The sequence below is a fragment of the Neisseria sp. P0019.S002 genome, assembly GCF_051957155.1.
GTDB lineage: Bacteria > Pseudomonadota > Gammaproteobacteria > Burkholderiales > Neisseriaceae > Neisseria > Neisseria perflava.
The window spans coordinates 332,811-355,091 of record NZ_JBQCWS010000003.1 but is presented as its reverse complement, the minus strand read 5'-3'; the positions used below and the strand labels follow the sequence as shown (position 1 = coordinate 355,091).

The 22,281-nt window shown below is 49.6% G+C and carries 21 protein-coding genes; 15 read left to right on the top strand and 6 right to left on the bottom strand.

Annotated features, from left to right (window positions below; all coding sequences use genetic code 11):
• Positions 1–95: 95 nt before the first annotated feature.
• From ACTHTY_RS07040 to ylqF, 15 genes are all read left to right on the top strand, one after another.
• Positions 96–716: a phosphoribosylanthranilate isomerase gene (locus ACTHTY_RS07040; RefSeq protein WP_440366993.1), complete on the top strand. Its 621-nt coding sequence runs from the start codon at positions 96–98 to the stop codon at positions 714–716.
• Between the two features lie 36 nt (positions 717–752).
• Positions 753–1,355, top strand: coding sequence for a DNA glycosylase (locus tag ACTHTY_RS07035; protein WP_440366992.1), 603 nt, complete (start codon positions 753–755; stop codon positions 1,353–1,355).
• Positions 1,356–1,359: 4 nt separating this feature from the next.
• The gene (locus tag ACTHTY_RS07030) at positions 1,360–1,770 is read left to right on the top strand and encodes a hypothetical protein (protein WP_440366991.1); all 411 of its coding nucleotides are present in this window, start codon (positions 1,360–1,362) and stop codon (positions 1,768–1,770) included.
• A 111-nt stretch (positions 1,771–1,881) separates the two neighbouring features.
• A complete protein-coding gene (trpB, locus tag ACTHTY_RS07025) occupies positions 1,882–3,084 on the top strand; it encodes a tryptophan synthase subunit beta (protein ID WP_107848694.1) in 1,203 nt (400 codons plus the stop codon).
• A 199-nt stretch (positions 3,085–3,283) separates the two neighbouring features.
• A complete protein-coding gene (locus ACTHTY_RS07020; RefSeq protein ID WP_440366990.1) occupies positions 3,284–4,969 on the top strand; it encodes a UvrD-helicase domain-containing protein in 1,686 nt (561 codons plus the stop codon).
• A gap of 352 nt (positions 4,970–5,321) precedes the next feature.
• Positions 5,322–6,227, top strand: coding sequence for a DMT family transporter (locus ACTHTY_RS07015; RefSeq protein WP_440366989.1), 906 nt, complete (start codon positions 5,322–5,324; stop codon positions 6,225–6,227).
• Between the two features lie 52 nt (positions 6,228–6,279).
• The gene (gene bioA, locus ACTHTY_RS07010; protein ID WP_440366987.1) at positions 6,280–7,569 is read left to right on the top strand and encodes an adenosylmethionine--8-amino-7-oxononanoate transaminase; all 1,290 of its coding nucleotides are present in this window, start codon (positions 6,280–6,282) and stop codon (positions 7,567–7,569) included.
• Positions 7,566–8,222: a dethiobiotin synthase gene (gene bioD / locus ACTHTY_RS07005; protein WP_440366986.1), complete on the top strand. Its 657-nt coding sequence runs from the start codon at positions 7,566–7,568 to the stop codon at positions 8,220–8,222. The genes bioA and bioD overlap by 4 nt, the downstream gene beginning before the upstream one ends.
• Positions 8,212–8,706 carry a chorismate--pyruvate lyase family protein gene (locus tag ACTHTY_RS07000; protein WP_440366984.1) on the top strand — a complete coding sequence of 165 codons (495 nt, stop codon included), beginning with the start codon at positions 8,212–8,214 and terminating at the stop codon, positions 8,704–8,706. The genes bioD and ACTHTY_RS07000 overlap by 11 nt, the downstream gene beginning before the upstream one ends.
• 227 nt (positions 8,707–8,933) lie before the next feature.
• Positions 8,934–9,800 carry a 4-hydroxybenzoate octaprenyltransferase gene (gene ubiA / locus ACTHTY_RS06995; RefSeq protein WP_440366983.1) on the top strand — a complete coding sequence of 289 codons (867 nt, stop codon included), beginning with the start codon at positions 8,934–8,936 and terminating at the stop codon, positions 9,798–9,800.
• A 269-nt stretch (positions 9,801–10,069) separates the two neighbouring features.
• Positions 10,070–10,519 (top strand): PTS IIA-like nitrogen regulatory protein PtsN, encoded by a 450-nt coding sequence (ptsN, locus tag ACTHTY_RS06990; protein WP_049344012.1) that lies wholly within the window; start codon positions 10,070–10,072, stop codon positions 10,517–10,519.
• A gap of 3 nt (positions 10,520–10,522) precedes the next feature.
• Positions 10,523–11,485, top strand: coding sequence for an HPr(Ser) kinase/phosphatase (hprK, locus tag ACTHTY_RS06985; protein WP_004520066.1), 963 nt, complete (start codon positions 10,523–10,525; stop codon positions 11,483–11,485).
• Positions 11,466–12,320, top strand: a complete 855-nt coding sequence (rapZ, locus tag ACTHTY_RS06980) for an RNase adapter RapZ (RefSeq protein ID WP_128581735.1) — start codon at positions 11,466–11,468, stop codon at positions 12,318–12,320. The genes hprK and rapZ overlap by 20 nt, the downstream gene beginning before the upstream one ends.
• Positions 12,321–12,354: 34 nt before the next feature.
• A complete protein-coding gene (locus ACTHTY_RS06975) occupies positions 12,355–12,591 on the top strand; it encodes a lipoprotein (RefSeq protein WP_003684875.1) in 237 nt (78 codons plus the stop codon).
• A gap of 93 nt (positions 12,592–12,684) precedes the next feature.
• The gene (ylqF, locus tag ACTHTY_RS06970; protein ID WP_440366981.1) at positions 12,685–13,608 is read left to right on the top strand and encodes a ribosome biogenesis GTPase YlqF; all 924 of its coding nucleotides are present in this window, start codon (positions 12,685–12,687) and stop codon (positions 13,606–13,608) included.
• 73 nt (positions 13,609–13,681) lie between these two features.
• On the opposite strand, the gene ACTHTY_RS06965 is transcribed toward ylqF, so the two are convergent.
• The 6 genes from ACTHTY_RS06965 to ACTHTY_RS06940 all read right to left on the bottom strand — a co-directional run bounded on the left by ACTHTY_RS06965 (position 13,682) and on the right by ACTHTY_RS06940 (position 22,243).
• Positions 13,682–14,275 carry a LolA family protein gene (locus ACTHTY_RS06965; RefSeq protein ID WP_440366979.1) on the bottom strand — a complete coding sequence of 198 codons (594 nt, stop codon included), beginning with the start codon at positions 14,273–14,275 and terminating at the stop codon, positions 13,682–13,684.
• A 58-nt stretch (positions 14,276–14,333) separates the two neighbouring features.
• Positions 14,334–16,556, bottom strand: a complete 2,223-nt coding sequence (locus tag ACTHTY_RS06960; protein WP_440366977.1) for an NADP-dependent isocitrate dehydrogenase — start codon at positions 16,554–16,556, stop codon at positions 14,334–14,336.
• Between the two features lie 173 nt (positions 16,557–16,729).
• Entirely contained in the window at positions 16,730–17,932 is a 1,203-nt protein-coding gene (locus ACTHTY_RS06955) for a beta-ketoacyl-ACP synthase (protein WP_440366975.1), read from the bottom strand.
• Between the two features lie 3 nt (positions 17,933–17,935).
• A complete protein-coding gene (locus ACTHTY_RS06950) occupies positions 17,936–18,454 on the bottom strand; it encodes a hypothetical protein (RefSeq protein ID WP_440366974.1) in 519 nt (172 codons plus the stop codon).
• Between the two features lie 97 nt (positions 18,455–18,551).
• Positions 18,552–19,790 carry an NAD(P)/FAD-dependent oxidoreductase gene (locus tag ACTHTY_RS06945; protein ID WP_440366972.1) on the bottom strand — a complete coding sequence of 413 codons (1,239 nt, stop codon included), beginning with the start codon at positions 19,788–19,790 and terminating at the stop codon, positions 18,552–18,554.
• Positions 19,791–19,924: 134 nt separating this feature from the next.
• Positions 19,925–22,243, bottom strand: a complete 2,319-nt coding sequence (locus ACTHTY_RS06940) for an MMPL family transporter (RefSeq protein ID WP_440366971.1) — start codon at positions 22,241–22,243, stop codon at positions 19,925–19,927.
• Positions 22,244–22,281 lie beyond the last annotated feature (38 nt).

The following is a 22,281-nucleotide window of genomic DNA, read 5'->3' as shown; positions in this document are numbered from 1 at the left end:
TTTAAAGTTTAAGGCCGTCTGAACCTGATATTTCATGTTCAGACGGCCTTAAACTTATATAATATCCGACCCATCTGTTTAAAAAGGCAATCCCCATGAACACCATACGCACCAAAATTTGCGGTATTACCCGACCTGAAGACGCGCTGGCTGCGGCCGAATTGGGCGCGGATGCCATCGGGCTGGTGTTTTACGCCAAGAGTAAACGGGCAGTGAGTATTGAGCAGGCGCAGGCGGTTGTGAAAAATCTGCCGCCGTTTGTATCGGTAGTGGCCTTGTTTGTGAATGAAAACGAGCAAACCATTCGCGAGATTTTGCGTCAAGTGCCGATAGATGTGATTCAGTTTCACGGCGATGAAGACGATGATTTTTGCCGTCGGTTTGACCGTCCGTATTTGAAGGCCGTGCGTGTACAGTCCGCAGCCGATATTCAGACGGCCTGTGCCAAATTTCCGAATGCCCGAGCCTTGCTGTTTGATGCCTATCATCCGACTGAATACGGCGGTACGGGACAAAGTTTCGACTGGACCATGTTGCACGGCAATATCGGCAAACCGTGGATACTTGCCGGCGGATTGACTGCGGAAAACGTTGCCGAAGCGGTAAAAATCAGCGGCGCAACAGCGGTGGACGTGTCCGGCGGCGTGGAAATCTCCGGAGGGATTAAGAGCAGGGAGAAAATGGCGGTGTTTATTCAAGCAGTAAAGGCCGTCTGAAATTTTGTTTGAATGAAAAACAACCGGAATACAGATATGCAAGAGCCAATCATCGAGTCTCACCCATTCGCAGCCTTGTTGCCGCTGCAGGCAACGGTCATGATGATGGGGACGTTTCCGCCTAAAGAAGAAAAACACGCGATGCAGTTTCATTATCCGAATTTTCAAAACGATATGTGGCGCGTGTACGGGCTGGTGTTTTTCGGCGATGCGGCGCATTTTCAAAAGCAGGGCGAAAAGGCGTTTGATGCCGATAAAATCAAAGCGTTTTTAAGTGAGAAGGGGATTGCATCCTGTCCGACCGTGTTGAAAGCGATACGCGAACATGGCAATGCTTCGGATAAGTTTTTAAAAGTGATAGAAACCGTCGATTTGGCGGCAGTATTGGCGCAAATGCCTGAGTGCCGCCATCTTTGTACCACCGGTGGCAAGGCAACCGAAGTTTTATTGGAGATTCAAGGCAGCGGCATGAAAATGCCGAAGGCCGGCGAAACAGTACCGTTCCCCTATGCAGGGCGGGAGTTGACCCTGACGCGCTTGCCTTCGACTTCGCGTGCCTATCCTTTGAGTTTGGCGAAAAAAGCAGCGGCGTATCGGGCTTTTTTTGAAATGGCTGGATTGACTGTTTTTCAGGAGTAGGGCGATGGACCGTTATGAAATTTCTTTAATGACGTTTATGGCTTTGTGGTGGCTTTTTAATGTCGTCTCAGTGTGGCTGAAGGCCAAACAATGGCATATAAAGGTATTGCTGGGAGGAACGCTTTTGTATGTGATACAAATATCTGCAGTCATTATGTCTGTTAACGGCCTTAATTGGATATTTTTGAACATAAGCACTATAAATACCAATGAGTTGATTATTGCTTTGCTTGTGCTTAACTTTTTGGGTTGTTGGTTGCTGGCACTGTGGCTGGGGATGTTGGCATTGAAACTATGCCTGAGAAACAAAAACGAAGAAAAATATATCGCACCACCATTGGGTACGGCATTGATTGCAACATCGAGCTGTACGCTGTTGTTCCTATTTTGTCTGCTGATATTATTATTCAATTAGTTGCCGACAAGATGGATGGAAAACGGCTATAATTGCTGACAATTTTACTTTCAGACGGCCTTGTACTGAATCAGGCCGTCTGAAACCATAAAACGAACAAGGAAAAATCCCATGAAAAATTATCACGCTCCCGACGAGAACGGCTTTTTCGGCGAACACGGTGGCCTGTACGTTTCCGAAACCCTGATTCCGGCTTTGCAAGAATTGGCAGAAGCCTATAAAGCAGCGAAAGAAGATCCTTCATTTTGGGAAGAGTTCCGCCATGATTTGAAACACTATGTCGGCCGTCCCAGCCCTGTTTACCATGCCGCGCGCTTGTCCGAGCATTTGGGTGGCGCACAAATCTGGCTGAAGCGTGAAGATTTGAACCACACCGGCGCACACAAAGTCAACAACACCATCGGTCAGGCATTGCTTGCCCGCCGCATGGGCAAAAAACGCGTGATTGCCGAAACCGGCGCAGGTCAGCACGGCGTGGCTTCTGCTACCGTCGCCGCCCGCTTCGGCATGACTTGCGACGTGTACATGGGTGCAGACGATATCCAACGTCAAATGCCCAACGTGTTCCGCATGAAATTATTGGGTGCGAACGTGGTCAGCGTCGACAGTGGCAGCCGCACTTTGAAAGACGCGATGAACGAAGCCATGCGCGAATGGGTTGCCCGCGTGGACGATACGTTCTACATCATCGGCACTGCCGCAGGCCCGGCGCCGTATCCCGAAATGGTACGCGATTTCCAATGCGTGATCGGCAATGAAGCCAAAGAACAAATGTTGGAAGCCATAGGCCGCCAACCTGACGTTGCCGTTGCTTGCGTGGGCGGCGGCTCGAACGCCATCGGTTTGTTCTACCCCTATATCGAAGAAGAAAACGTACGTCTGGTCGGCGTAGAAGCCGGCGGTTTGGGTGTGGATACGCCTGACCACGCCGCACCGATTACCAGCAAAGCCCCTATCGGCGTATTGCACGGTTTCCGCAGCTATTTGATGCAGGACGAAAACGGTCAAGTTTTGGGTACGCACTCTGTTTCCGCAGGCTTGGACTACCCAGGCATCGGCCCGGAACACAGCCATTTGAACGACATCAACCGCGTGGAATACACCGTTGCCAAAGACGACGAAGCACTTGAAGCCTTTGATTTGCTCTGCCGTTTTGAGGGCATTATTCCTGCGCTGGAGTCCAGCCATGCCGTTGCTTGGGCGGTGAAAAACGCGCCGAAAATGAGTAAAGATCAAGTGATTTTGGTCAATCTCTCCGGCCGCGGCGATAAAGACATTAATACCGTGGCAAAACTCAAAGGCATTGAGTTGTAGGAAGTTTATGGTGAAATAATTTTATATTTAGGCATTTACTTGTTTTTGTGTAGATGGGGATTATTATGATAGATTTTGGTACAGTGTTTTGAAATTTATCAATAAATCCCCTTTTGTATAGCAATGACTATAATCAAATTATCCTATTCTTATTTAAATTTGTTATAGGAAATTTTGGATTAAAAGGGATCATCAAACTATGGTATCAGAACAAAAAATCTTAAATTTGGTGAGGTTACATCAACCTATTAAAGCGCGTGAAATCGCTCAGATTTTAACTAAAGAATTTAATCAACATACTGATAGGAGTGATGTTAACTCTATACTTTATCGTATGAAAAAAGAAAATAAGGTTGTGATTAATAAAAACTATGAATGGTCTTTAGCGGAGAAAATGTTAGATTCGGTTCAAGAATCATCGATATCGACACCTGTTAGTAAGGCTGAAATAACGTTTACTCCTGAACAAGAAAGCATCATTAATCTTGATCCAACTGAACATTTGCTTATTCGAGGGCAGGCCGGTAGTGGCAAAACGACCGTTTTAGCAGCACGTGCCGGAAAGATATTAAGTGCTATGAATAAAGGGTCTTTGTTATTTTTGACCTATAACTCATCACTTTGTGCTTATGTCAAAAAAACATTTAAAAAAGCGGGTATGGCTGGAGATATTGATGTTCACACATTTCATGATTGGGCAAAATCGTGTGCTCAATCTATGGGAGCTAATTTTTCAGATTGGGTGGACAGTAAAGAGCGATCGGAAGAATTGGCTAAAATCATTTCTATTTCTAAACAAGAAATTGGTGAGCATAGGCTATATGAAATTCAGACATCATCAGAATTATTGAAATGGTGGGGTGAAGAAATTGCATGGTTATTCGGGCAACACATCACTCGTTTAAATGAATATTTGATAGTAGAACGAACAAATCGTGGTACGGCTATTCGCTTATCCCAAGAAGATCGACGCTTTGTTTGGCACGTATATGAATTATATATGGAATGGTTAGAAGAAAATAATAAGCAAGATTATGATAATCCTGCTGGTTTGATTCTAAATACACTTGAGCAGCAAGGAATTGAATTTCCTGATAATTTGCGTTATGACCATGTTATGGTTGATGAGGTTCAGGATTTTGATAAAAGCTGGTTGTTAGCGGTTGTCAAATTACCACGTGTGTCATTGAGTTTGGCAGGAGATTTGGCTCAGAAAATTTATCGTCGTAATTTTACTTGGAAGTCAGTAGGTATTCGTGTGCAAGGTGGGAGGTCACATAACTTATTGGGTAGTCATCGTACGACATTTGAAATTATGCAGGTAGCTCAGTATTTATTGAAAAATCATATAGCAAGTACTGAAGAGGTTTTTACCCCGCCTATTTATCCCAATCGGCATGGTAATAAAGTAAGGAAGATTCTTGGGAGTTCTGCAAAGGATGCTTACGAGAAAGGGTATGATTTTATTGCAGAAAATTTTAAACGGTTACGTACGACAACAGTGGCGGTTGCATTGCCTTTCTCCAACCAGGTTTATCCTGTTCAACAGGCATTAAAAAAACGTGGTATAGAAACGGTTAAGGCTGCGCGTGGAAAGAGTTTAGGAAATTTTGACGGGGGAATTGTTGTAACGACCTATCATCAATTAAAAGGTTTGGAGTTTGATCATGTTGTGATTTTAGGTTTGCACGATTCTCAATATCCTGCACGATTGTTAACACAAATCCCCGAAGAAGATCAATTAAACGAATTAGAAATGATGCAGCGGATATTATATGTTGTTATGACTCGTGCTAAAGCAAGTGTTACTTTGGTTGGATCAAATCCGTTTTGTCGTTTTTTTAACGATATTTCGAATGAATTATTTGAGAGTATTGAAAACTAACATTGCTATATATGCAAACTTACGCTGTTAATGCAATATATATGTATGGTAGAAAGTATTTTGTAAATTAACATAAAGGGCATCTGAAAACTGAGTAAACAGGTTTTCAGACGACCTTTTCCTTAGCTGAACTCAAAGGCATTGAGTTGTAAGCCTTATTGATTGAGCAGTAAAGGCCGTCTGAAAAAGCTGGATTTCAGTCTTTCAGACGGCCTTTGTTTCCGTAATGAACAGCGTAGTATTTTATCCGCGCAAACTCTATCAAGTATCGGCGTCTAAGGAAATTTGTCCTTCCAGGCTGCGCTTGTACGCTTTCTAAACCGATTATTCAAGTTATTCATTTATTGTGATTATGAAACATTTAGCAATCCATCTAAAACTATTGGGCATGGCGGCGTTTTGGGGCGCATCTTGGCCGATGGGGCGGATGTTGGGACAGGCGCTGCCGCCTTTAACGGGCGGTATGCTGCGCTTTTTGACGGCGGCAATCTTGCTTTTGGGCTGGTTGTTTGCACGGTATCGATTGCGTACTTTGGCGGTTTTGTCGCGCAAACAATGGCTTGGATTGGCACTGGCGGCGGCATTCGGCGTATTTGGTTTTACTGTGTTGTCTATGCTGGGTTTGCAGCGGATTCCTGCTTCAAGGGCAACAGTGTTGGTCACGTTCAATCCTGTGTTGACGATGTTTTTTGCGGCTTTGCTGTTTAGCGAGAAGCTCAACGGCAAGATTGTGTCGGGCATGCTGTTGGCAGTGGCAGGCTCGATATGGGCGGTCACACATGGCGAGATTGCGGCATTTTTGTCGGGCGGCGGCATAGGGTGGGGCGAAGTGCTGGTGTTTTGCAGCCTTTGTTGCTTGGTTACTTATACGATGATAGGCAGGGCGGTGTTGCGGGGGATTGATGCGCTGACGGTCACCGTAGCCACCGCTTGGCTGGGTGCAATGATGTTGCTGTCGCCTGCGTTGATTTCAGACGGCCTGCCGTTTGGTATGCTTGCCGAAATGGATGGCAGGGGCTGGTTTGCTTTGATTGGCCTGTCTGTCGGCGCAACGGTTTTGAGTTATGCGTGGTATTTTGAAGGCGTGAAGACTTTGGGCGCAGGTAGCGCGGCGGCGTACATCACTTTGGTGCCGGTATTCGGCATTTTGTGTTCCGCTTGGTTTTTGGGCGAGGCATTGCATGTTTCCTTAGTTGCCGGCTGTTTGGCGGCGGTGGGCGGATTGGCGTTGATGCAGTACGGAAGACGTGCCGTCTGAAATAGAAAATATGTTATATAATAATGAAACTGATCAAATCATTGTTTTCAACATGTCTGAACATTCTTCCCTACTCGATTTCGACCGCGCCCATCTACTCCATCCCTATACGTCCATGGCTGACCCGTTGCCTGTTTATCCGGTGCGCCGTGCGGAGGGCGTGCACATCGAATTGGCGGATGGTACGCGGCTGATTGATGGGATGTCGTCTTGGTGGTGTGCAATACACGGCTACAATCATCCCGTTTTGAATCAGGCGGTTGAGGCGCAGATTAAGCAAATGTCGCATGTGATGTTTGGCGGTTTGACGCATGAGCCTGCGGTGGAACTGGGCAAATTATTGGTCGGAATTTTGCCGCAGGGGCTGGACCGTATTTTTTATGCGGATTCGGGTTCGGTTTCGGTAGAAGTCGCGCTGAAGATGGCGGTGCAATACCAGCAGGCGCGGGGTTTGACCGCGAAGCAGAATATTGCGACGGTGCGCCGCGGGTATCACGGCGATACTTGGAACGCGATGTCCGTCTGCGACCCGGAAACGGGGATGCACCATATTTTCGGCAGCGCTCTGCCGCAGCGTTATTTTGTCGATAATCCGAAAAGCCGTTTCGACGATGAATGGGACGAGGCGGATTTGCAGCCTGTCCGCGCCTTGTTTGAAGCGCATCATGCGGATATTGCCGCCTTTATTTTGGAACCGGTCGTGCAAGGTGCGGGCGGCATGTATTTTTATCATCCGCAGTATCTTCGCGGATTACGCGATTTGTGCGATGAATTTGATATCGTGTTGATTTTTGACGAAATCGCCACCGGATTCGGGCGCACGGGAAAGATGTTTGCCTGCGAACACGCGGACGTCGTGCCGGATATTATGTGTATCGGCAAGGGCTTGAGCGGCGGCTATATGACGCTGGCGGCGGCAATCACTTCGCAAAAAGTCACCGAAACGATTTCGCGCGGCGAAGCGGGCGTGTTCATGCACGGGCCAACGTTTATGGCGAACCCGCTGGCGTGTGCCGTTGCCTGCGCTTCGGTCAAACTGCTTTTGTCCCAAGATTGGCAGGCAAATATCCGCCGCATCGAAAGCATCTTAAAAGGCCGTCTGAAAACCGCATGGGACATTCGCGGCGTGAAAGACGTGCGTGTTTTGGGTGCCATTGGCGTGATCGAGCTGGAAAAAGGCGTGGATATGGCGCGTTTTCAAGCGGACTGCGTGGCGCAGGGCATTTGGGTGCGCCCATTCGGCAGGCTGGTGTACCTCATGCCGCCTTACATCATTTCAGACGGCCTCTTGACCGAAATTGCCGACAAAACCGTACAAATCTTGAAGGAACACAGCAAATGAAAGGCGTTTACTTCGTCAGCGGCATAGATACGGACATCGGCAAAACCGTCGCCACCGGCGTATTGGCAAAACAATTGTTGCAGCAGGGCAAAAGCGTGATTACGCAAAAGCCCGTGCAAACCGGTTGCCAAAACATCGCCGACGACATCGCCGTCCATCGTAAAATCATGGGTAAACCCATGCAGGAAGCCGACAAACAAGGGCTGACCATGCCTGAAATCTTCAGCTACCCGGCCTCGCCTCATCTCGCTGCCCGTCTGGACGGCAGGGCTTTGGACTTGGAGAAAATCCGTACCGCCACGCAGCAACTGGCGGCGCAATACGAAATTGTCTTGGTCGAAGGCGCGGGCGGATTGATGGTTCCGCTGACGGAAGATTTGTTGACTATTGATTATATTCAGCAACAGGCTTATCCCGTCATTCTCGTTACCAGCGGACGGCTCGGCAGCATCAACCACACTTTACTCAGTTTCGCCGCGCTCAAACAATACGGCATCCGGTTGCACAGCCTGATTTTCAACCATATTCACGACAGCAAAGATGAAACCGTTGCCGGAGATACCTTGGAATATCTTAAAGGCCGTCTGAAAGATGAGTTTCCCGAAGCCAAATGGCAGGAGTTGGCCAAAACAGAGGTGTCAGATGGAGCTTGATATACCGCGTGGCACGCTTTGTTCACATGCCGAAGCTTCAAGTCTTTTGTCGTCTAAGGCCGGACATTTGCTGACCGTTTCTTCGCTAACTGCCGCTTTGCGCGCTTCCGGTAAGGATTTTTCAGTTGAGCCTCTGTATTTGGGTTTGACGAAGGGTGCGGAAAACGGAGACGAAATCTTTGTGCGCGATGTTTTGCTCAAACTGGACGGCGAAACAGTGATACAGGCCAGAAGCGCATGCCGACCGGATAGCCGTCTATGGACAGAATTATTAGATTGCGGAACGCAGCCTTTGGGCGAGCGCCTGTTTGACGGTACATTGCCGTTGAAACGTTCGGATTTTGAGTTTCTTCGTTTTGAAGATTTCGACCATCCATCTTTCAGACGGCCTGTTACCGCGCGCCGTTCCTATTTCGATTGGAACGGCGAAACATTGGAATTAACAGAATATTTCTTATTGAAATTAATAGATTTATACCGCTAAGGCCGTCTGAAAATAAAACCAATTACCGATGTTTGTCATAATTCTGTTATAATACAATAAATTAAATTGTTAAGATCTGTTTGATTTCAGGCGGCAATAAATTATAATAAGAGCTAAGGCTCTAAAAAGCCTTTCCTTCCGAATCGACACATAAACAACGACACATTACATCAATGAACATACGGCGCTTTTTCCTACAATTTTTACCGCGTTACGCAGTCGGACGGATGGTGATATACGCCAAGCTGATGCGCGTCGACAAACCCATCGGCACCCTGCTTTTGCTATGGCCGACTTATTGGGCATTGTGGATTGCGTCTAAAGGTGTTCCCGACGCGGATATTTTTATTGCCTTTACCGCAGGTACATTTCTGATGCGCAGCGCAGGTTGCGTCGTGAATGACTTTGCCGACCGCAATTTTGACGGTGCAGTAGAGCGCACCAAAAACCGCCCGTTTGCCAAAGGTTTGGTTTCCAAAACCGAAGCGCTGCTTTTGACTGTCATGCTGTGTCTGATGGCCGCTTTATGCTTGGTACCGCTCAACCGTTTTACTTGGCTGATGAGCCTTCCTGCCTTATTTCTGGCCATCACATATCCCTTTACCAAACGCTTTTTCCCGTTGCCGCAGTTTTATTTAGGACTGGCATTTTCGTTCGGCATTCCCATGGCCTTTGCCGCTGTGCAAGGCCGAGTGCCTCCCGAAGCATGGCTGATGTTTACCGCTAATGCCTTATGGACGCTGGCTTACGACACGATTTATGCCATGGCGGACAAAGAAGATGATTTGAAAATCGGTATTAAAACTTCGGCAATCACATTTGGTCATCACGATATTACCGCTTCTATGCTTTGCCATTTTTGGTTTACCGTATTGATGGTGGTGCTGGGTATTAAAATCGGCGCAACTTGGCCTTATTGGCTGGTATTGCCGATAACCGCGTATTGGCAGTATCAGCAGTATGCCGCCATCCGTACGCGCGACCGCCAGTTATGCTTCCAAACGTTTTTGGCCAACAACCGCATCGGTTTGGCGTGGTTTTGCGGATTGGTCTGCCATTATTTCTGGTTGTTTTTGGTTTCCAAATTGTTTTAAAAAACTAGGTTGAGGCCGTCTGAAAAGAAAGGGAAAAGGGGTATGCCGGACATACCCCTTTTCATTTGAAGTATAGTTTGGTCAGTGATAGGATTTTTAATTTAAATTCTATATAAACAAATAGTTGGCTTATTTTTAGCTTGTTAAAAAATATCAAAAACAACATGGAAAATGTTAGCAGGGCGAGTGTAAATTACGCCTTCAGGATTGAGATTTGCACCGACAATCGGTACAATCCCATTGTTTTGCGACATTTAAAAGAGATACACATGAGCCTGATCGGCGAAATTTTACCTTTGTCCCATATCGTTTTGGATTTGGAAGTCAGCAGCAAAAAGCGTCTGTTTGAAGAGGCTGCACAGCTGCTGGAGAATGAAGCAGAATTACCGAATACCAACGTGTTCGACTGCCTGTTTGCCCGTGAAAAACTTGGTTCGACCGGTTTGGGGCAGGGGGTGGCGATTCCTCACGGTCGTCACGCATGCGTGAAAAAAGCCACCGGTGCGTTTATCCGCACCAAAGAGCCGGTTGCCTTTGATGCGCCTGACGGTAAACCCGTTTCCCTGATTTTCATCCTGCTTGTGCCTGAAAACGCTACCGGCGAACATTTGGAAGTCTTGTCCAAACTGGCCGGCAGATTCTCTCAAAAAGCCGTCCGTGAAGCATTGATGGCCGCAACTTCTGCCGAAGAAGTACGCACACTTCTGACCGAAGAGTAATTCATGCCCAGCATATCCGTCCGCCGCCTGTTTTCCGACAATCAGCACAAACTCGAACTTGCTTGGGCTGCCGGCAATTCTGGCGCGGACAACCGTATCGGTGTCGAAGCCGATAAACCCGTCTTGGCCTTGGTCGGTCACTTAAACTTTATCCATCCCAACCAAATTCAAGTTGTCGGCGTAGCTGAAGCCGAATATTTGCGCCGCTTGGAGTCGGGCGAGCTCAACTACGATTTCGGAGAGCTTTTCGACATCCCCATGTCTTTGGTCATTGTCGCCAACGGCTTGCCGGTATCGCCCAAATTGCGCGATTATTGCCATACCAACAGTATCCCCTTGCTGACTTCCAAACAGGAAAGCCCGCACCTGATGGACGTTTTGCGGATTTATCTGCAACGGACATTGGCAACTTCCACCATCAAGCACGGCGTATTTTTGGATGTATTTGAAGTGGGCGTACTCATTACCGGACAATCCGGCTTAGGTAAGAGCGAATTGGCATTGGAGCTGATTTCGCGCGGCCACAGCCTGATTGCCGATGATGCGGTCGAGCTCTTCCGTACCGGCCCGGAAATGTTGGAAGGTCGTTGCCCGCCGATGCTGCGTGATTTCCTCGAAGTACGTGGCTTGGGTATACTCAATATCCGCCATATTTTTGGCGAGACCTCTATCCGTCCGAAAAAAATCCTTCAGCTGATTATCAATTTGGTTCCGGCCGACGACGGATACATGAAACAACTCGATCGATTGAGCATCCGTACCGAAACTGAATCTATCCTCAACGTCAGCATCCGTTCCGTTACCCTGCCTGTTGCAATCGGTCGAAACTTAGCAGTATTGGTTGAAGCTGCAGTGCGCAATTACATCCTTCAATTGCGCGGTAAGGACAGCACCAAAGAATTCCTCGAACGCCATCAAACACAACTCAAAGAAAACGAACAAAACCATGAAAATCGTCCTGATTAGCGGCTTATCCGGCTCAGGAAAATCCGTAGCCCTCAAGCAGCTTGAAGATTTGGGCTATTACTGTGTCGATAACCTTCCTTTGGAAATGCTTCCGTCGTTGGTCTCGCTCCATATCGAACGTGCCGATGAAACCAAACTCGGTGTCAGCGTTGACATCCGTTCCGGTATCAATATTCAGGAAGCGCAAGAGCAAATCCAATATTTGCGTAATGAAGGGCATCAAGTTGAAGTCCTGTTTGTTGAAGCAGAAGAGGGCGTTTTGGTTCGTCGCTTCTCAGAAACCCGTCGCGGACACCCTTTGTCCGGTCAAAACCTGACTTTGTTGGAAAGCCTGCAAAAAGAACGCGAGTGGCTCTTCCCACTTAGAGACATCGCATATTGCATCGATACGTCCAAAATGAATGCGCAGCAGCTGCGTTATGCCGTACAACAATGGCTCAATATTGAACGTGTCGGTTTGCTGGTCATTCTTGAATCCTTTGGTTTCAAATACGGCGTCCCCAACAATGCCGACTTTATGTTTGATATGCGCAGCCTGCCCAATCCGTATTACGATCCGGAATTACGCCCCTTTACCGGCATGGATAAGCCTATTCAAGATTATTTGGGCCAGCAGCCGTTGGCTCAAGAAATGGTTGATGACATCGACCATTTTATTAGCCGCTGGTTGCCGCGCCTGCAACAAGAGAGCCGCAGTTATGTAACGATTGCCATCGGTTGTACCGGCGGTCAGCACCGCTCCGTTTATGTTGTGGAAAAACTGGCCGAACGCCTCAAAGGCCGTTACGAACTCCTTGTCCGCCACCGTCAGGCACAAAGCTTGGCAGGACGCTAACTTGCCGTTTCAGACGGCCTCAAAGGAAGAAACCATGAAAAAAATCAGTCTGACTGCATTATCCCTGCTTATCTTGACCGCCTGCGCGACAGAGCCTGTCACTGCTTACCGTTGGCACCGTACCGGCGCGAGCGAAGCTGAAGTTTCTCGCCAAATCAATACCTGCAAATCACAAGTTCAAAATGGAACCAAACGTGGCAATACATCCAAAACTTTTGAGCAGTGTATGGATGAGGCAGGTTATTACAGCTACGAGCATGGCAACCTCTAAATCCTGATTGACCGATTATCCAAATGCCGAGGCCGTCTGAAAAACAATGATTTTTCAGACGGCCTCAGATACGAATAGAAAGAATAAAAAGACATGGCTATCCAATGGTTTCCCGGCCACATGAACAAGGCAAAAAAAGCCATTGCCGAACGCATTAAAAGCGTTGATATGGTGATTGAGATGTTGGACGCGCGTATGCCTGCTTCCAGCGAAAACCCCTTGCTTGCCCAGTTGTCCAAAGGCAAGCCAAAACTCAAAATCTTAAATAAGCAAGATCTTGCTGATCCTGAGCGTACCAAAGTTTGGCTCGAACACTACAACAGCCGCCAAGATACCCGCGCCATTGCGCTTGATTCTTCCGAAACCGGCGCACATGGCAAAATTACCCAAGCCTGCCGCGCCATGATTCCGCACCGCCAAGGTATTGAGAAGCCGCTGCGTGTCCTGATTTGCGGTATCCCCAACGTCGGCAAATCCACCTTGATTAACGGCATGATCGGCAAAAAATCTGCCAAAACCGGTAATGAACCCGGTATTACCAAAGCCGAACAGCGCCTTTTCCTTGCAGACGATTTCTGGCTTTACGATACACCTGGTATGTTGTGGCCAAAAATTATCGTCGAAGAAGGCGGCTATAACCTTGCGGCCGGCGGTGCAGTTGGACGCAACGCGCTAGATGAAGAAGAAGTGGCACTTGAGCTTTTGGATTACCTCCGCCGCCATTATCTGGCTTTGTTGCAAGAGCGCTATCAAGCCGACAAAGATCCAAGCAGCCATTGGGACGATACTTCTTGGCTGGAGTGGATTGCTAAAAAACGCGGTGCGGTTTTGAGCGGCGGACGGGTTAACTATCAAAAGGCCGCTGAAAATATCCTGACTGATTTCCGCGAAGGCAAAATCGGCAGAATCACGCTGGAAACGCCAAACCAATGGGAAACTTGGCTGAAAAAAGCCAGACAGAAAGAGGCCGAACTTAAAGCCATTCGCGAAGCCAGAAAGGCGGAAAGAAAAGGGTAGCAGCCTTCAGCCGATTAATATAAAAGGCCGTCTGAAATGTATTTTCAGACGGCCTTTTGTTGGGATAGACAATTTAGAGGGCGGTACGGCTGAAGCTGTCTAGGGCTTTATCGGTTTGGATTTGGTTGAATTGCATGATGGTTTTGTCGCCTTGCTTTTCGTCCAATTCGATTTTACGTACCAGTGTATCGCCGTTGATTTCGATACGGTTGAAGATTTGGCGGGTAATGGCGGTTTTCGGAGTTAAGGTCAACGTCCATTTTTTCTCGTTGCCGTTCAATTTCAAATCAAATTGTTTTTCTAGGCCTTGGGTATTGCCGCCCAAAAGGTCGAGGAAGAGTTTGATTTGGCGGCTTTGGCCGTTGAGCTTGCTGGCATTTGGGTTGACCCATTGACTGCCGTTCCATTGCATGATGCCGTCTGAACGCACGCGCAGGGTGGTTTCAAATGGTTTTTGCATTTTCCAGAGTAGGCCTTTTTGTGGGACAAGGGTAAAGCTGCCGCTGGTGGTCATGGGTTTGCTGAGGGATTTGAGCTGGCGTTGTTGGACAAAATTGCCTTGCACGTTTTGCGGTTTTTGCAGGGTTTGTGCCAATTCGGTAGGGGAAAATGCCCACAAAGCTGGAGCGCTGATGAGGAGAGTAAGAGAAAGAATGGTTTTTTTCATTGTGCTTCCATAAGGTTTGAGGCCGTCTGAAAGTTCAGACGGCCTTTTATTGCTTTAATTATAAGGCTGATAAGGCCTGATTAAAGGTTGCGCTTGGACGCATTGCTTGTGCAGCTTTTTCAGGATTGGCTGCGTAGTAGCCGCCGATGTCGACCGCTTTGCCTTGTACGGCAGAGAGTTCTTCAACGATTTTGGCTTCGTCGGCAGTCAAAGCGGCTGCCAATGGAGCAAATGCGGCTTTCAGTTCGGCATCTTTGTCTTGCGCCGCCAATTCTTGTGCCCAGTAGAGGGTGAGGTAGAAATGGCTGCCGCGGTTGTCGAGTTCGCCTGCTTTGCGTTTAGGCGATTTGTCGTTCAACAGCAGTTTTTCGGTGGCTGCATCCAAAGTGTCAGCGAGGACTTGGGCTTTGGCGTTGCCGGTTTTTTGCGCCAGATGTTCAAACGATACGGCAAGTGCGAGGAATTCGCCCAAAGAGTCCCAACGCAAGTGGTTTTCTTCGAGGAATTGTTGAACGTGTTTCGGTGCAGAACCACCCGCGCCGGTTTCAAACATACCGCCGCCGTTCATCAATGGAACGATGGACAGCATTTTCGCGCTGGTACCCAGTTCCAAAATTGGGAACAAGTCGGTCAGGTAGTCACGCAGGACGTTACCGGTTACGGAGATGGTGTCTTCGCCGTTTTTCAGACGGCCTAAGCTGAATTTAGCGGCTTCTTCAGGAGCGAGGACGCGGATGTCGAGGCCGTCGGTATCCAGTTCGGCAAGGTAGGCTTTAACCTTGGCGAGCAGGCTCTTGTCGTGCGGACGGTTTTCGTCGAGCCAGAATACGGCTGGTGTATTGCTCAGACGGGCGCGGTTGACGGCGAGTTGTACCCAGTCTTTAACCGGAGCGTCTTTGGTTTGGCACATACGCCAGATGTCGCCGGCTTCAACGTCGTGTTGCATCAGGACATTACCTGCTGCATCAATGACTTGAACTTGGCCGTCGGCTTCGATTTCAAAAGTTTTGTTGTGCGAACCGTATTCTTCGGCTGCTTGCGCCATCAGGCCGACGTTAGGAACGGTACCCATGGTTGTCGGATCGAATGCGCCGTGTTCGCGGCAGAAGTCGATGGTTGCTTGGTAAACGCCGGCGTAGCTGCTGTCAGGAATCACGGCTTTGGTGTCTTGCGCTTTGCCGTCTTTATCCCACATACGGCCGGAGTTGCGAATCATCGCAGGCATAGAAGCATCGACGATGACATCGCTAGGAACGTGCAGGTTGGTGATGCCTTTGTCGGAATCAACCATGGCCAAATCAGGGTTGGCGGCGTAAACGGCGGCGATTTCAGCTTCAACGGCTGCGCGGGTGTCCGCATCCAGTTTGTCCAGATTGGCAAGCAGGTTGCCGAAGCCGTTGTTGACGTTGACGCCTGCGGCAGCCAGTTTGTCGCCGAATTTTTCAAATACAGGCGCGAAGAATACTTTGACGGCGTGTCCGAAGATAATCGGGTCGGACACTTTCATCATGGTGGCTTTCATGTGCAGCGAGAACAATACGCCTTTTGCTTTTGCGTCTTTCACTTGTTCGGCAAGGAAGGCGAGCAGGGCTTTTTTGCTCATCACGGTCGCGTCGATGATTTCGCCGGCTTTCAGGGCGACGGGCTCACGCAGCTCTTTTTTGTTGCCTTGTTTGTCGGTGAACACGATGGATACGGAAGTCGCATCAGGTACGGTAACGGATTGTTCGTTATGGAAAAAGTCGCCGCTTTGCATGGTAGCAACATGGGTTTTGGAATCTTTGGTCCATGCGCCCATACTGTGCGGATGTTTTTTAGCAAAGTTTTTCACTGCTTTAGGCGCGCGACGGTCGGAGTTGCCTTCGCGCAGGACAGGGTTTACCGCGCTGCCTTTGATGCGGTCGTAGCGTTCGCGTACGGCTTTTTCTTCATCGGTTTGAGGATCGGCAGGATAGTCGGGAACGGCAAAGCCTTTAGACTGCAATTCTTTAATCGCGGCAGTCAGTTGAGGTACGGATGCGCTAATGTTCGGCAGTTTGATCACGTTTGCATCGGGTTGTTTCACCAGTTCGCCCAATTCGGCAAGCGCATCAGGTACGCGTTGCGCTTCGGTCAGGTATTCGGGAAACGCCGCCAAAATACGGCCGGAGAGAGAAATGTTGCTGGTTTTGACATCAATATCGGCATGGCGGGTAAACGCCTGCACGATTGGCAACAGGGATTGAGTGGCCAATGCAGGAGCTTCGTCGGTGTAGGTATAGATAATGGTGGATTTAGTCATGGGATTATTCTCTATGTAGGTTAAGTTTTTCTTTTCGGGCACATCGCGAGATGAAATGTGCTAAGTCTAATTATGGCATATTTCGGCGGATTTGGTTGTTGTTTTGATGTTATTGTTTTTTAAGTTGCGGAAAAGAAAAAGGCCGTCTGAAAAGACAGCCTAAATATAAGGACTTATCCGATAATCAAAACGGCATTGCTGCCGCCGAAGGCAAATGATGAGCTGGCGGCAATGCGTTTTTCAGACGGCCAGCGGCTGTTTTCGTCGGTCAAAGCAATGTTTGGCAGCTCGGAATCGGGTACGTTGTCCCATTGTTGCGGCGGCAGTTTGCCTTCCGGATTGTATTGGCGGTTGGCCATTAACCAGGCAAATGCGGCTTCAATCGCACCGGCTGCACCCAAGGTATGACCGGTAGACGGTTTGGTTGACGTGCAAAGGGTATGGCTACCAAATACTTCGGCAACAGCTCGGCTTTCCATACTGTCGTTGTGTTGCGTGCCGGTGCCGTGCAGATTGATCCAGCCGATGTCTTCTGCTTTCAAACCGGCTTTATTCAAAGCGGCCTGAAAGGATTGGGCTGCACCCAAACCGTCGGGGCGGGGCGAAGACATATGGTAGGCATCGCTGCTTGCACCATAGCCCAGCAACTGCATTTCGCCGTCAAAATCTGCATCGCGCGTCATCACGAAAAATGCGGCCGCTTCGCCGATATTGATGCCGTTGCGGTTGGCAGAAAAGGGCTTGGCGATGCCGTCTGAAAGCACTTCCAAAGAGGCAAAACCATTAATCGTCAGCGGAGAAAGCGTATCCGCGCCACCGCAAATTACGGCATCACACAATCCGGCACGAAGCAGTCGGGCTGCGCTGATGAGGGCGCGTGCGCCGGAAGTGCAGGCGGTGGAGACGGTATAGCGCAAGCCGTCCAAGCCGTAAACTTGGGCGATAAATTCGGAGGGCGAAGCCATGGTGTGTTGCAGCTGTTTGAACGAAACATCCGTCCACTCACCACCTTCGACAACGTGTTGGAACAAGGGGATATTTTCGTCTGCGCCACTAGTTGACGTACCGGTCACGACAGCAACCCTTTCTTTGCCGTAACGGGTAATAGCCGTCTGAATCAGTCCGTCTATTTGCGAAAGCGCGTGCAGGATAAGCTGGTTGTTGCGGCTGCGATGCGCTTCGGGAATGCTGTCGGGCAGAGGCATCAGGGTTTCTTTAACTGCACCAAAAGCATGTGTTTTGCCTTTTACCCATTGGTCTGAAAAAGTCAGGGGCGTGTTTTCAGACGGCGTGAGTAAGGCATCGGCATGAACTTGCAAGCCGCTGCCCAATGCGCTGGTCAGTGCCGGACGGCTGAGATAAACAGGAGTATTCATGAATTAGTCTTCTGCAATCGGGCTGACCGTCCAGAAAGTTTGGTCGGGGAAGCCGATGAGGAATTGTTCGGAATGGTGGGCGACACACCACAAATCACGCTCGCGGTAGCTAAATACCGCGCCTTTGCCGTCAGGGCAGAAGCCTTGATGGGAGGTGTTTTGTTGGCGTACTTCAGGGTAAAGCGTGGCGGCGTGTTCGGCGGCCAAAAGCGGCAACAAGGCGGCAAACAGTCGGCGCGAAGCGGCATTGGGCATCACAAAGCCGTCATTTTTCCAGCCTTTGGTGCTGACCGATTGACGCGATACTGGCGCACCCAGTGCATCGGTTTGGACAAAGCGGATGCCATCTGAATGAGGCTCAACTGCCAAGAGATTGGTTTGAACGGTTTGCCCCGCCGCATTAGTCTGCTCAAGTTTGAACCATTGACCTTCTTTGGAAAGCGGCGGCAGCGTTTGCGGATGGGGGAGCGAGGTCGCACATGCGGAGAGCAGCAGTGCGGCAAGCAAAGGGATAAATCGCATAAGGTTTTATCTATCGGTCAAAATATTTAATGGTATGGATGAAGTTTCAGACGGCCTGTTCCGTTTTCAGTCTAGGCCGTCTGAAAGACATTCATCCTTATTCTACCTTCAAATCGCCCACCAATGCGGCAAGTGTGGACAAGCGTTGCTCGGATTTTTCCACGAATGGATTGTTCGTGTCCCAAGCGTAGCCTGCCAGAATAGATGAAATCATGCGGCTGATTTCAGGGCTGCGGTTAGGCGCGTAGATGGCATTTTGGAAGCGGAAATCGTACCAACCGTTTACATAAGTGCGGAATGCGTTCACGCCGATCATCAGTTGGTCGGCAAATTCGGTTTGCCAATCGACGGCTTCGCCTTTGAGCTGTTTGCCCAACAAATCGGCAGCCAGTTTGGCAGAGTGCAGGGCAATGGTCACGCCGGAGGAGAAGACGGGGTCGAGGAATTCGGCGGCGTTGCCCAAAAGGGCGAAATGTTTGCCGTATAAGGTTTTTACGTTGGCGGAGTAGCCTTGGATAGAGCGGAACGGGAAGTCGTTTTCCCAAACGGATTTATCCAAAATTTCCGCCAGCATCGGGCATTCGTACACAAATTTTTTCAACACGGCTTCTGATTCGCCGGCCAGTTTGTCGGGCGTGCCGACAACGCCGATGGAGCAGCGGTTGTCGCCGAAAGGAATCAGCCAAATCCAGACATCGCGATGTTCAGGATGCGTGTTGATCAGGATTTTGTTGCGGTCAAATTTCGGGCTGGTGATGTTGTCGTCGATATGCGTGAAGTGGGCTTGGCGCGGAGGCAGTTCGGACGGACTTTCCAAATCTAAAAGGCGGGGCAGGACACGACCGTAACCGCTGGCATCCAAAACAAATTTGGCAGTCAGTTCATAGTTTTTGCCTGTATCGGTCGCAACGCTCAAACGTGCCACATCGCCACTGTTGTCAAACGCGGTTACGCCATGTCCGAAGCGGACATCGACGCCTTGTTTTGCCGCTTCATCAATCAGGATTTTGTCGAAGATGCCGCGGCGCACTTGATAAATAGTACCGGGGCCGTCTGAAAATTTTTCAGTAAAGTTGAAATCTGTGTAACGGCTGCCCCATGAAAACGCAGCACCGTCTTTAAATTGAAAGCTGGGTTCGGCATGCACTGCATCGGCAAAACCGGCTTCTTCCAACATTTCCATGCAATGCGGCAACAGGCTTTCGCCGATGACAAAGCGCGGGAAATGTTGTTTTTCCAATACGCAAACTTTAAAGCCTTGTTTGTTCAGCAAAGCGGAAGCAACCGAACCTGAAGGGCCTGCGCCGATAACGGCAACGTCAAATTCTACGGACATTTGAAAATACCTTTGATTTTAATGATAAAAAAATGTTTAAACTAGCGTCTGAAGTTTTTCAGACGGCCTCTTACAACGTGACGATAGAAGTTGAAAAAAATATCGCTTCAACTTCAATCGCCTTCATCTTTTGTCTAATTTTTCAACAATGTGCCTGCCAGCCAAATATTGAATGCCACACCGATGGTAACCGTCATGCCGAACGCGGCAACAGCGGGCGTGCTGCTGATGGCGAGCAGGGCAAAGGAAATGGCTGTTGTCGCAGCAGCAAGCAGCATACCGCCTAATTTTGCCGGCGCGCTGTGGTGTGCGGTGGCGGCATAGACGGCATAGTCCACGCCGATGGCTGACACTAAAAGCAGGCCGAACATGGCAAACAGGCTGACGGGAATGCCGGCCAAACCGAGTACGGCAACGGTGCAGATGGCTGCGGCCAGCGGTACGGCAAGGATTTTGCTGCCGCGTTTGAAGCCAAACATTTTCCACAAAAGCAGCCATGCCAACGCATAGGAAGCCAGTTTCAACCATGCGGCCTGATTGCGCGTGTGGTGGAAAAGCTCGTTTAAGTGGGCGCGCTTGTCTGCCCAATGTACGCCGGAGATGTGTTGCGCCACGGCGCGTACGGCGGCTTCATCGGTCATGCCGTTTAAACGCACGACGGCAGCAAAACGGCCTGGTTCCACTTCGCCCAAATACAAGGAACGCCAAGCCTCTGCCAAATCGGTATTCAGGCCGTCTGAAAGCGATAATGGTTGTGTGTCGGCAGCTTGCAGCAGGGCATCGCGTACTGTTTTGCGCGGAATACCGATTTCTGTGAGTGGTTTCCAGCTATCAGGCAATTTGGTCAATTCACGCAGGCGGTTTTGCAGTTTTTGCTGCTCTGTTGTCGGCAGGATGAATTGGTCGGGCGATTGGATGCCGGACAGTTTGCCTTGCGCGATTAAGGGCTGCAGGGCGCGGCCGAGTTCGGCGGTTTTCTTCAACAGGGCATCTTCGCTTTGTGCTTCGGCCACCAAATATTTGCCGCCAAAATCCGTGCCGCTCAACTGGCCGATTTGTTGTACTTCGGCCAACATCGCGGTCGGCATATTGACCCATTGACGGATGTCGTCACGCCAGTCGCTGCGCCACAATCCGACTGCCAGCAAAATTCCGCCCACGATTAACCAGCCGCGTTTGTGCAGGCGGTTTTTCAGACGGCCTGACAAGGAATAGAGCTTTTCGGTTAATGCGGCAAAAGGCACGGTTTTGGCTCGATAGCGGCGAAACAGCGGTGGCAGCCATAAAACGGTGGCACCAAACGCACCAAATAAAGCGAATCCTGAAAATACCGCGGTTTGGCGCAATACAGGCAAAGGGGTGAACCACAGCAGCGCGTAGCCCAAGACAGTAATCGTCAGGCTGATAGCAAAGCTTGGCAAAACATGTTTTATTGCCGATTCAGCCTGCCAAACGGTCTTTTCAGACGGCCCGAATACCGACGGAGCCAGCCAGTGCAACGGGAAATCTACCAACATACCTACCAGGCTGGTGCCAATGACGATGGTCAGGATATGCACTTCGCCGAACACCAATAAAGCAACTGCCAATCCGGTCAACATACCGGCGGCCAGCGGCAAGGACAGCAAAAACACGCGGCCGCTGCGGAAGACCCACAACAGCAGCGCAAAGGTCAGTCCAAGTCCGACCATACTCATCAGCCGACTTTCTTTTTCTGCGGCTGCTTTGGATACGGCGGCGAACAATGCGCCACCTGCACTTAAGGTTTCCGCGCCGTTTTCCGAAGCGATTTGACGGCTTTGCGCCATCAGCGGCAAGAGGGCATCGTTGCCGGAAAATTGATCGCCACCGGCGAGCCGTCCGCGCAAGAACACCCAAGTTTTGCCTTTGTCTTCGGCAAACAGCATGCCGTTGTCCATGTCCCACTGCAAACGGCTTTGCGGATTGGCTTTGTCGGCAACAAAGCGTCCAAAGCCCAGCCAGTCTTGTTCTAAAGACAAAGGCGAGGGGGCGGCAAACGGATTGGCCGCGGCTTCTGCACGCGCTTGAAAATAGGCTTGCGGCTGCTCAAACAGCAGGCGTATTTCGTCTTGCGGCAAAACCGCCAAGCTCAGCTTTTGCATATCCGCCCGCACTTTGTCCAAATTCGGTGTCATGCTGCTGTCAACTTGTTCAAATACGCCGCTTTTGCGCCATGCGTCGGCAATTTGTGAGGCCGTCTGAAAAGCGGTTTCGGCATCGGTACTGCCTGCAAGCAAAATGACTTGCGAATTGAGCTGCGCTTCTGCGGCTTTATCCGCGGCCGTCAATAAGGCATCGGGTTGCTGCTCACTTGGCAACAACGCGGTCAAATCGGTTTGGATGCGCGCTTGTGGAGCAAAGGCATAAACCAAAAACAGGGTAAGAAACAGGATAAGGGCAGTATAGAGGCGGTTTAGGAGGCGAAGATTCATCGTTCAGACGGCCTTTTGCAAATGCTGCTGTTGGTGTG